Source organism: Bacteroides sp. OM08-11 (assembly GCF_003438665.1).
GTDB lineage: Bacteria > Bacteroidota > Bacteroidia > Bacteroidales > Bacteroidaceae > Bacteroides > Bacteroides cutis.
Genome location: NZ_QSTJ01000004.1, coordinates 83977 through 95543, shown reverse-complemented (window position 1 = coordinate 95543; position 11567 = coordinate 83977). Strand labels below are relative to the sequence as shown.

The following is an 11567-nucleotide window of genomic DNA, read 5'->3' as shown; positions in this document are numbered from 1 at the left end:
GAATTTATCTTTAGCTTTGTAGTCATAACTAATAGCCAATGATGAATTTGATTAATAAGAATGTAGAAATAAAGAAAAATAATTTTCGAAGGAAAATTGTTTCTGTATTCGTTATGTTATGCGTTACGTCCCAATTTTTGCAGGCACAGGAAGAGGATTTTACCAGTTGGCTTAATGCTGGTTTCGAATATAAAGTGAAACCAGCATTTGTTATATCTACTGATTTAGAGTGGCGTACTAAGAATGATTTAAATAGAACAGATCGTTGGGGAATAGGAGTAGGGGGAGAGTATCTTTTTTTACCTTTCTTGAAATTTGGTGCCGGATATGAACTGCATTATCGTAACCGGGGTGAAAGTGGATGGGAATTTCGTCATCGTTATCGTGTGGATGGAACGCTTTCTACGCATTTGCAGCATCTCAAGTTATCATTACGGGAACGTTTGCAGCATACCTTTGATGGAGAAAATGATGAATTCCGTCTGCGTTCACGTTTCAAATTAGCTTATGATATACCGAAATGTAAGCTGGAACCTTATGTCTCGGTAGAAATATATAACGGGTTAAATTTTGGAGAACATTTTAATGTACAGCGTATGCGTTATCGGACAGGATTGAGCTTTGAGGTAACAGACAATTGGGATACAGAGGTTTTCTATTGTCGTCAGTGGCAACGTGACAGACAGAAAAATATAGTAGGGATAGAATGTTCGTATAGTTTTTAGAATGTGTCTCGTCTTTCGGATTTCTTCTTCCGATACTCTTTTTTAAGATAGAAATTGAAGCCGGCATATACCTGTAATGTACCGAAGCCATTGTTCAGTGAGAAGTTCTTCCGATAGTAATCGTATGTTCTACCTACAAACGAGCTACCCACGAAATATTTACTATTATTATATACTATTCCGGCTCTTACAATGAAGTCAATATTGATATTTTTGTACCATTCGTTTTTTTCTCCTTCTGCTTTTTCAATCCGGGATGTTTTATATGCCACAGCAGGATTGATTGATAGACATGCAAGACAATTTCGTGCAAATACCCAGTTGTAGGCATAACCGAAATTGAGACTGAGATTGGTGTACTTTATGTGCTTTACTTTCATACCCGAATTCATCGTTTCTCGGATAATTTCCGGTAATAAGGTATAGTCAAAGTTCAGATTATGCGTAGATACCGATAGTCCCGCGATAAATGATCCGGCATTTCTGCGTTGGTTGGTAGATTGGCTGAAAGCTGCTGGATAAGAGAAACGTCGGTTATTGAAAATATAGTATAAATTTAATCCCTTCATATCTACTTTCAATCCTCTGAAATCTTCTGAGTAGTCCGAAGGGATATTTGAAAAGCCGGTTACTTTATGTATTTTATAATCATTACCTGTACGACGGTAGAAAATGTCTACTCCTAACTTTGAACTGTAAAGGCTGAGGTCAAATTCTGTTCCTTTCTTTTTCCCACTTTTTTTTCCGAGAAGTGCTTCTGTGTCTACTGACCATCCCAGGAATATCCAGCGCCATCCGAAATAAACACCGATCTTGTTATGAGGTTTAGGAGAGAGGCGTAATCGTTGAGGTTCAGGAATGATGCTTGATATTGAGTAATATTCATAATTTGTGAAGTGGTCGAGCATCAGAGCATAATTATATCGGTTAGGACTGATATAGGTCGTATCGAAATTACTGAAATTAAGGAATTTCTTAATACCCTTTTTGAACCTTTTCTGATGTGTTTCCGGTTGGATACTATCGTTTGCAACGAGAACACTAACTTCATTCTGAGCAAATAAAGGTAGCGGTAACAGTATCCATAAACAGAAAATAAATCTTTTCAGCATCATTTCCAGTCAGTGTAAAATTTTCTTGTAGACGAAGATAGGTAAAAACACTCTATTAGACAAGTATCCTTTTCTATTTCTCGAATTTTACATACGTTTATGATATTGTAATGGTACGTCATGAAGTCCTTCACATGATGGAAGGAAATAGTTATTCTGAGATTTCGTTGAAAGAAGCAATTATTAAGAAGTTTGGTAAACATCGGCGTTTTTATATTTGTTCGATAGAAGATATGGATACTGATACTCTTATTGGGTTTCTTAAAGAAGAAGGAAAATTTATGTCGTCTGATGATGGCTTCGCGGTTAATATAACGAAAATGTGCAATCATTCATTGGGTTGTTGCAATGAAAGATTGCTTTTATTTCTCATTGCAACTTTTTTATTCTATTGAAAGAATATGCAATTGTTCTTTTTATATTTGTTGCCGAAAACATAAATACAAATGATTGTTACTTTAGAAAACAAACAATTTCAAACACGTTATAATATGAAAAAACTACGTTTAATTTTATTCTTATTTTGTTGTTCCTTGTGCTTATGGGGACAAGACCGGGTAACAGTGATACAAAATGATTTTTTAGGTAATAATCCTCACCGGATTTTAGTAGTCTCTCATCGTGCTGACTGGCGTAATGCACCGGAAAATTCTTTGCAAGCTATCCGGAACAGTATTGCTATGGGGGTAGATATGGTAGAAATAGATTTAAAAAAGACTAAAGATGGATATTTGGTTTTAATGCACGATAACTCAATAAATCGTACGATGACTGGGAAAGGTGCGGTTGAAGATTATACTTTGGCCGAACTGAAAACAATGCGGTTGAAGAATGGGGCGGGATGTAAAACGCGGCATCAGATACCTACTTTTGAGGAAGTGATGGAATTATGTAAAGGTAAGGTTATGGTGAATGTAGACAAAGGATATGATTATTTTAAAGAAGCTTACGAGATATTGAAAAAGACCGGGACGGTAAATCAATGTGTTATGAAAGCCTCGTTACCTTATGAACGGGTAAAGGCGGAAAATGGAGATGTTTTGGATAAAATGATTTTTATGCCTGTCATCAATGTAAGTAGAAAAGGTGCGGAAGCTGTTATTGATAGTTATATAACTCATTTAAAACCAAAAGCATTTGAATTGATTTTTAATGATGATGGTCCAGAAGTACAACGCTTAATAAAGAAAGTCTACGATAGTGGTGCTAAGATTTTTATTAATACCCTTTGGCCGGAACTTTGCGGAGGACATGATGATGACCGTGCGGTAGAACTGCAACAACCTGATGAAAGTTGGGGCTGGGTTATAGAACAAGGTGTTAAGCTAATTCAGACAGATCGTCCGGTATTATTATTGCAATATTTGAAAGAAAAAGGATTGCACGAATAAGTGTAGGAAATAAAGGTTGTTATTTTGAAGATTTGTTATCTTTGCTCCATAAAATTAAAGATAGTATGAAGAAGATTATCAATCCATGGAAAAATATGGAAGGTTACAACTGTTTCGGTTGCTCTCCTGATAATGAAGCTGGTGTAAGAATGGAGTTTTATGAAGATGGTGACGAGGTGGTGAGTATTTGGAAGCCGCGTCCGGAATACCAGGGCTGGTTGAATACGCTTCATGGAGGTATCCAGTCGGTATTGTTGGATGAAATATGTGGTTGGGTGGTATTTCGTAAATTGCAAACCGGAGGAGTGACGTCAAAGATGGAAACTCGTTTTCGTAAATCCATATCCACTAATGATACACATGTAGTACTGCGCGCTTTTCTTAAGGAACAAAAGCGTAATATCGCTATTATAGAAGCGAGGCTTTACAACAGTGTGGGAGAACTTTGTACAGAAGCTACGTGTACATATTTTACTTTTCCACAGGAAAAAGCGGAAACAGAAATGTATTTCCATCATTGCGATGTGGAATCAGAAGAGATTTTGCCACTAATTTGAAAGAAAAAACAATTTTTTTGTGATAAATCTTTGGATATTACGATGGGATACTTTACTTTTGTCGCATTGAAATAAAAAACATGAAGAATATCGTTGCACATCATCACCATCATCATCCTGACGAATAATTCGGTGGGCGTATGAGTGTATGTGTATAACGTAGAACATAGATAACGAGGCTTACCGGATATTGGTAAGTCTCGTTTTTTATTTTCAAGTATTTAGGAAAATAATTTGAATACTATATTTAGTAAATAATTAAATTATAAATAAATAGTTATGTTAAGAATTGCCGTGCAAGCTAAAGGTCGTCTTTATGAGGAGACGATGTCTTTCCTGGAAGAATCGGATATAAAATTGAGTGCAACTAAACGTACGTTGCTGGTACAGTCTTCTAATTTTCCTATCGAAGTGTTGTTCCTTCGGGATGATGACATTCCACAAACAGTGGCGACAGGGGTTGCGGACATTGGTATAGTCGGTGAAAATGAGTTTATGGAGAGAAATGAAGATGCTGAAATTATCAAGCGTCTGGGTTTTAGTAAATGTCGTCTCTCATTGGCTATGCCCAAGGATATTGAATATCCCGGCATAAAATGGTTTGATGGGAAAAAAATAGCAACATCCTATCCCGGTATACTTTCCAGCTATCTGAAAGAGCAAGGGGTAAAAGCTGAGATACATGTGATTACAGGTTCTGTAGAGGTTTCTCCGGGTATCGGTTTGGCCGATGCTATTTTTGATATAGTAAGTTCCGGTTCTACTTTAGTAAGTAATCGTCTGAAGGAAGTGGAAGTCGTGATGAAGTCTGAAGCGTTGCTCATTGGTAATAAGAACATGAGTGAAGATAAGCAAGAGATTTTGAAAGAATTGCTTTTCCGTATGGATGCAGTGAAAACAGCTGAAGATAAAAAATATGTGTTGATGAATGCACCAAAAGATAAGTTGGATAAAATTGTGTCTGTACTTCCAGGTATGAAAAGCCCGACAGTGATGCCATTGGCTCAGGAAGGTTGGTGCTCTGTACATACAGTGCTCGATGAAAAATGTTTTTGGGAGATTATCGGTAAGCTGAAAGCGTTGGGGGCAGAAGGGATTTTGGTATTGCCGATTGAAAAAATGATAATTTAGGAACTTTGCCAGGTGTTGCGTCCCTAAATTCTCATTTATATAATGTTAAAACTGATAGATATGATTTTAATAACCAATCCTGATAAATCACAGTGGACCGAGTTACTGGAACGTCCGGTGATGAATACTGAAAATCTGTTCGATACGGTACGGAATATTATTGACTGCGTAAAGTCTGAGGGTGATCGTGCTGTGTTGAACTTTGAAGAGAAGTTTGATAAAGTGAAGTTGTCTTCCTTGATTGTTACAGATGAAGAACAACAAGAAGCAGAAGTTTTGGTGGGTGAAGAATTGAAAGCCGCCATTCGTCTGGCCAAACAAAATATAGAGATATTTCACGCTGCACAGCGCTTTGAAGGTAAGAAGATAGAAACCCAACCGGGAATAACCTGTTGGCAAAAAGCTGTAGCTATCGAGAAAGTAGGATTGTACATACCCGGAGGTACAGCACCTTTATTTTCCACTGTATTGATGCTTGCCGTTCCGGCCAAGATTGCAGGATGCAAAGAGATAGTTCTCTGTACTCCTCCGGGAAAAGATGGAAAGGTACATCCTGCTGTATTGTTTGCCGCAAAAGTAGCGGGTGTACACCGGATATTCAAAGCTGGTGGCGTGCAGGCCATTGCAGCTATGGCATATGGTACTAAAAGCGTGCCTAAGGTCTATAAAATATTTGGACCAGGTAACCAGTATGTCACAGCTGCCAAACAGTTAGTAAGTTTGCGTGATGTAGCAATAGATATGCCTGCCGGTCCGTCCGAGGTAGAAGTATTAGCGGATGAAACAGCTAATCCTGTATTTGTTGCCGCTGATTTGTTAAGCCAAGCTGAACATGGCGTGGATAGTCAGGCAATGCTGATTACTACTTCTGTAAAGCTGCAACAAGCAGTGAAAGACGAAGTAGAGCGCCAACTTGCTTTGTTGCCCCGCAAGGAAATAGCAGAAAAATCACTTGCTAATAGTAAACTTATCGTGGTTCGTGATATGGATGAGGCTATCGAATTGACAAATATCTATGCTCCTGAACATTTGATTATTGAAACTGGTAATTATATGTCTGTGGCAGAACGTATAGTGAATGCCGGTTCGGTATTTTTGGGTTCTTTGACTCCTGAGAGTGCGGGAGACTATGCGTCGGGTACCAATCATACCCTGCCCACCAATGGGTATGCCAAGGCATATAGCGGTGTCAGTCTTGATAGCTTTATACGTAAAATCACATTTCAGGAAATCAAGCCTGAGGGAATACGTATTATAGGAGCTGCCATTGAAGAAATGGCTGCCAATGAGCATCTGGATGCACATAAGAATGCAGTAACCGTAAGGCTTGAAGAGTTGAAACTTAAAAATTAATATTTGATATCGTAAATATCATGATGAAGACATTAGAACAATTGACCCGCCCCAATATCTGGCGTTTAAAACCTTATTCTTCGGCACGAGATGAATATAAAGGTGTAACTGCATCCGTGTTTCTTGATGCCAATGAAAATCCTTATAATTTACCACATAACCGATATCCTGATCCCATGCAGTGGGAACTGAAAAAAGAGTTGGCAAAAATTAAAAAAGTAAGTCCTGAGCATATCTTTTTGGGAAACGGCAGTGATGAAGCGATTGACCTTGTATTTCGTGCTTTCTGCGAACCGCGTATTGATAATGTGGTTGCCATAGACCCTACATACGGTATGTATCAGGTATGTGCAGACGTGAATGATGTGGAATATCGCAAGGTATTGTTGGATGATAACTTCCAGTTTTCGGCAGATAATTTGTTGGCGGCTACAGATGAGTATACGAAACTTATTTTTCTTTGTTCTCCCAATAATCCCACAGGTAATGACTTGCTTCGTAGTGAAATAGAGAAACTACTTTGGAGGTTTGACGGATTGGTAATATTGGACGAAGCATACAACGACTTTTCGGAAGCCCCTTCTTTCCTTGAAGAACTGGATAAGTATCCTAATCTCATCATTCTCCAGACTTTCTCTAAAGCGTGGGGATGTGCTGCTATCCGTTTAGGTATGGCATTTGCCTCACAAGATATTATCACTATTTTTAGTAAGATAAAGTATCCTTATAATGTAAACCAGTTAACACAGAAACAAGCTATTGAAATGTTGCACCGCTATTATGAAATAGAGCGATGGGTGAAGATGTTGAAAGAAGAACGTGAACATTTGGAGGCGGAATTTACAGGATTGCCTTGTACTGTTGAAGTATTTCCGTCAGATGCAAATTTCTTCTTGGCTCGTGTGACAGATGCCGTGACGATTTACAACTATCTGGTAGGCGAGGGTATTATTGTTCGTAACCGTAATTCTATTTCACTTTGTGGAAACTGTTTGCGTGTAACTGTAGGTACTCATGTTGAGAATGAAAAACTGATCGAAGCATTGAAAAAGTATAATATATGAAGAAAGTACTTTTTATAGACCGCGATGGTACACTGGTTGTCGAACCTCCTATAGATTATCAGCTTGATTCGCTCGAAAAGTTGGAATTTTATCCGAAGGTGATGCGCAATCTTGGTTTTATCCGTAGCAAATTGGATTTTGAGTTTGTAATGGTTACCAATCAAGATGGTTTGGGTACGGTTTCTTTTCCGGAAGAGACTTTTTGGCCAGCTCACAACTTGATGATGAAGACATTGGCAGGTGAAGGTATCACTTTTGATGAGGTATGTATTGATCGTAGTATGCCTGAAGATTTTGCACCGACACGTAAACCTCGTACCGGCATGCTTGTTAAATATTTGAATAACCCGGATTATGATTTGACAAACAGTTTTGTAATTGGTGATCGTCTTACGGATGTAGAACTGGCTAAGAACTTAGGATGTAAGGCTATTCTTCTTCAAGAAAATATGAATATACTGAAATCCGGGTTAGAAGGTGGCGGGACGAACTCTGAAGATTTTGGAGAGGTGTGTGTACTCGCAACAAAAGATTGGGATAAAGTGGCTGAATTCCTTTTTGCCGGTGAACGAAAAGCGGAAGTACGCCGCACAACAAAAGAGACAGATATTTATATAGCTCTCAATCTGGATGGAAACGGTCATTGCGACATATATACAGGTTTAGGTTTTTTCGACCACATGTTGGAACAGATCGGTAAGCATGGTGGACTAGACTTGACTATTCATGTGAAAGGTGATTTGGAAGTAGACGAGCATCATACTATAGAAGATACTGCACTTGCTCTCGGTGAATGTCTTTATCAAGCGTTGGGAAACAAGCGGGGAATTGAACGCTATGGATATGCATTACCAATGGATGATTGTTTTTGCCAGGTATGTCTTGATTTTGGTGGGCGTCCGTGGCTGGTATGGAATGCGGAGTTTAAGCGTGAGAGAATAGGAGAGATGCCCACAGAAATGTTCCTGCATTTTTTCAAATCACTGAGTGATACCGCTAGGATGAATCTTAATATCAAAGCAGAAGGACAAAATGAACATCATAAGATAGAAGGTATTTTCAAAGCTTTGGCAAGGGCATTGAAAATGGCAGTAAAGCGAGATATCTATCATTATGAATTGCCAAGTTCCAAAGGAGTATTGTAAATACTCGTTTATCGTCCGTAAATGAACAGGGGGAGTGTCCGATATCGGACACTCCCCCTGTTTTGGCCTTTTCCGGTCATTTGGCACACTCTTTGCTTTTCTTTTCGCGATTATTATTATGCTCAAACATGAAAAACTTTTTTTTACTTGCATTTTATTTTTTTATACCGTCGGTGCTTTTTGCGCAAAACGATTTGATGGTGCATGAACGCGACATTACTTTGGCAGAAGCCATTGCATTGGCGCGTACTCAGTCTGTAGATGCTGCTGTCGCTTTAAATGAATTGAAGACCGCTTATTGGGAATATCGTACATTTCGTGCGGATTTATTACCCGAAGTGAATTTTACGGGTACATTACCTAATTATAATAAATCCTACAGTGCTTATCAGAATTCGGATGGTTCTTATAGTTTTGTCCGTAATAATACACTGGGACTATCTGGTACATTGTCTATAGACCAAAATATTTGGTTCACAGGAGGTAAACTGTCTTTGGCCTCTTCACTTGATTATCTCAAACAGTTGGGCTCTAACGGAGATAAACAATTTATGTCCGTCCCTATTAGCCTTGAGTTGACACAACCCATTTTTGGTGTGAACAATTTGAAGTGGAACCGTCGTATTGAACCTGTCCGCTACGCCGAGGCAAAAGCTGCATTTATCTCTGCTACGGAAGAAGTGACAATGAAGACCATCACTTACTTCTTTCAGCTATTGTTGGCTAAAGAAGCATTGGCCACAGCACAGCAAAACAAAGAAAATTCAGACCGTCTTTATGAAGTAGCGATTGCTAAACGCAAGATGGGACAGATTTCTGAGAATGATTTGTTGCAACTCAAGTTGAATGCATTGCAAGGAAAAGCGGATGTGACGGAAGCAGAAAGTAACCTGAATGCAAAAATGTTTCAGCTCCGTTCTTTCCTTGGGGTATCCGAACAGAAAGGACTAAATCCTGTATTGCCAGCTTCTGTTCCTAACATAAAAATGGCGTATGATTATGTGTTGAATAAAGCGTTGGAACGTAATTCATTTGCCCAAAACATCCGTCGCCGTCAGTTGGAAGCCGATTACGAAGTGGCTACTGCCCGTGGAAACCTACGGAGTATCGACCTTTTCGCCAGTGTCGGTTACACGGGGCAAAACCAAGAATTCTCTTCTGCTTATCAGGATCTGCTGGATAACCAGATAGTGAAAGTAGGTGTGAAAATTCCTATCCTTGACTGGGGAAAACGTCGCGGAAAGGTTCGGGTAGCCAAGAGTAACCGTGAAGTCGTTTTATCTAAGCTCCGTCAGGAACAAATGGATTTTAATCAGGATATATTCTTGTTGGTGGCCAATTTCAATAATCAGGCACAACAATTGGGAATAGCGGCAGAAGCGGACATCATCGCTGAAAAACGTTACAAGACAAGTGTAGAGACATTTATGATTGGTAAGATCAGTACGCTTGATCTGAATGATGCCCAAAATTCAAAAGATGAAGCACGCCAGAAGCATATCTCGGAACTTTATTATTATTGGTACTATTTTTACCAGCTCCGTAGTCTGACGCTTTGGGATTTTGAGCGGAATACAGAGTTGGAGGCGGATTTTGAAGATATCATTAAAGGATAATCGTCACAACAGATTACGTGAATTTATACCGATTATAAGGAAAAATGATAAAAATCCGTATAAATCTGCGTATTCTATTGTGAAATCGTTACTTTTGTCCAATACAAACTACAAATATTTATGATACTGATAGTAGATGATGATAGTGCCGTACGCTCTTCACTTAGTTTTATGTTGAAGCGTGCCGGTTATAACGTGAAAGTAGTTTCTGGTCCTCGTGAAGCTATTGATATAGTCCGTGCTGAGGCTCCTGCGTTGATATTGATGGATATGAACTTTACCCTTTCCACTACAGGAGAGGAAGGACTTACGCTGTTGAAACAAGTAAAAGTATTCCGTCCAGAAGTTCCTGTTATTCTGATGACTGCCTGGGGAAGTATTCAGCTTGCCGTACAAGGTATGCAGGCGGGTGCTTTCGACTTTATCACCAAACCGTGGAACAATGCTGCTTTATTGCAACGGATTGAAACTGCTTTGGAACTGACCGCTGCTCCGAAAGAAGTGCTGGAAGAGCAAAGTAACGTTCTGAACCGCAGTCATATCGTTGGTAAATCTCAGGGATTGATGGAAGTTTTGAATACCGTGGCACGCATAGCTCGCACCAATGCTTCCGTATTGATTACAGGAGAGAGTGGTACGGGGAAGGAATTGATTGCCGAAGCCATCCACATCAATAGTCAGCGAACGAAACAACCTTTTGTGAAAGTTAATCTTGGTGGTATCTCCCAGAGTTTGTTTGAGAGTGAAATGTTCGGTCATAAGAAAGGTGCGTTCACTGATGCCAGTGCTGACCGTATCGGGCGGTTTGAGATGGCAAACAAAGGCACTATCTTCCTGGACGAAATAGGTGATCTTGATCTCTCTTGCCAGGTAAAACTGCTGCGTGTGCTTCAGGATCAGACATTCGAGGTGCTGGGCGACAGCCGTCCTCGTAAAGTGGATGTCCGTGTAGTTTCAGCTACTAATGCCGACTTGCGTAAGATGGTTTCCGAACGGACTTTCCGTGAAGACCTTTTCTATCGTATCAATCTGATTACTGTAAAGCTTCCATCCTTGCGCGAACGTCGTGAAGATATTCCTTTGTTGGCGCGTCACTTTGCCGACCGTCAGGCTGAAATCAACGGACTGCCCCGTACCGATTTCTCAGCGGATGCATTGAACTTCCTTTCACGTCTGCCTTTTCCGGGCAATATCCGTGAACTGAAAAATCTAGTGGAACGTACAATTCTGGTTAGCGGCAAATCTGTGTTGGATGCTTCTGATTTTGACGCGCAGTATTTACGCCATGACGAGCCAGCTAAAGCGGCTGAAGGAACTTCATTTGCCGGAATGACACTTGATGAAATAGAGCGGCAAACTATTCTGCAAGCGTTGGAACAACATAAGGGTAACCTCAGTCAGGTAGCTTTATCATTGGGCATCAGCCGTGCCGCACTCTATCGCCGTTTGGAGAAATACAATATAATCGCTTAA

Annotated in this window: 10 protein-coding genes and 1 pseudogene; 10 read left to right on the top strand and 1 reads right to left on the bottom strand. The window is 39.7% G+C overall.

Annotated elements, in window-relative coordinates; all coding sequences use genetic code 11:
• The first annotated feature begins 113 nt into the window (after positions 1 to 113).
• Complete coding sequence (locus DXC10_RS08895) at positions 114 to 725, top strand: DUF2490 domain-containing protein (RefSeq protein WP_370448211.1); 612 nt, start codon at positions 114 to 116, stop codon at positions 723 to 725.
• On the opposite strand, the gene DXC10_RS08890 is transcribed toward DXC10_RS08895, so the two are convergent.
• Positions 722 to 1837 carry a DUF4421 domain-containing protein gene (locus DXC10_RS08890; protein WP_117737703.1) on the bottom strand — a complete coding sequence of 372 codons (1116 nt, stop codon included), beginning with the start codon at positions 1835 to 1837 and terminating at the stop codon, positions 722 to 724. The two genes, DXC10_RS08895 and DXC10_RS08890, sit on opposite strands and share 4 nt — an antisense overlap.
• 110 nt (positions 1838 to 1947) lie before the next feature.
• On the opposite strand from DXC10_RS08890, the pseudogene DXC10_RS08885 reads away from it, so the two are divergent.
• The 9 genes and pseudogenes from DXC10_RS08885 to DXC10_RS08845 form a co-directional block, all read left to right on the top strand.
• Positions 1948 to 2169: pseudogene (locus DXC10_RS08885) on the top strand (YecH family metal-binding protein); the annotation flags it as partial.
• A 159-nt stretch (positions 2170 to 2328) separates the two neighbouring features.
• The gene (locus DXC10_RS08880; protein ID WP_101545513.1) at positions 2329 to 3228 is read left to right on the top strand and encodes a glycerophosphodiester phosphodiesterase family protein; all 900 of its coding nucleotides are present in this window, start codon (positions 2329 to 2331) and stop codon (positions 3226 to 3228) included.
• Positions 3229 to 3293: 65 nt separating this feature from the next.
• Positions 3294 to 3785, top strand: coding sequence for a PaaI family thioesterase (locus tag DXC10_RS08875; RefSeq protein WP_117737701.1), 492 nt, complete (start codon positions 3294 to 3296; stop codon positions 3783 to 3785).
• 279 nt (positions 3786 to 4064) lie between these two features.
• Positions 4065 to 4916 (top strand): ATP phosphoribosyltransferase, encoded by an 852-nt coding sequence (gene hisG / locus DXC10_RS08870; RefSeq protein WP_101545235.1) that lies wholly within the window; start codon positions 4065 to 4067, stop codon positions 4914 to 4916.
• 60 nt (positions 4917 to 4976) lie between these two features.
• Complete coding sequence (gene hisD, locus DXC10_RS08865) at positions 4977 to 6269, top strand: histidinol dehydrogenase (protein WP_117737804.1); 1293 nt, start codon at positions 4977 to 4979, stop codon at positions 6267 to 6269.
• Positions 6270 to 6292: 23 nt separating this feature from the next.
• On the top strand, positions 6293 to 7333 hold the full coding sequence (hisC, locus tag DXC10_RS08860) for a histidinol-phosphate transaminase (protein ID WP_101545522.1): 1041 nt from the start codon (positions 6293 to 6295) through the stop codon (positions 7331 to 7333).
• Positions 7330 to 8478 carry a bifunctional histidinol-phosphatase/imidazoleglycerol-phosphate dehydratase HisB gene (hisB, locus tag DXC10_RS08855; RefSeq protein ID WP_117737700.1) on the top strand — a complete coding sequence of 383 codons (1149 nt, stop codon included), beginning with the start codon at positions 7330 to 7332 and terminating at the stop codon, positions 8476 to 8478. Before hisC ends, hisB begins: the two co-directional genes overlap by 4 nt.
• Before the next feature lie 128 nt (positions 8479 to 8606).
• The gene (locus DXC10_RS08850; RefSeq protein WP_117737699.1) at positions 8607 to 10094 is read left to right on the top strand and encodes a TolC family protein; all 1488 of its coding nucleotides are present in this window, start codon (positions 8607 to 8609) and stop codon (positions 10092 to 10094) included.
• Positions 10095 to 10214: 120 nt separating this feature from the next.
• Complete coding sequence (locus tag DXC10_RS08845; RefSeq protein ID WP_101545242.1) at positions 10215 to 11567, top strand: sigma-54 dependent transcriptional regulator; 1353 nt, start codon at positions 10215 to 10217, stop codon at positions 11565 to 11567.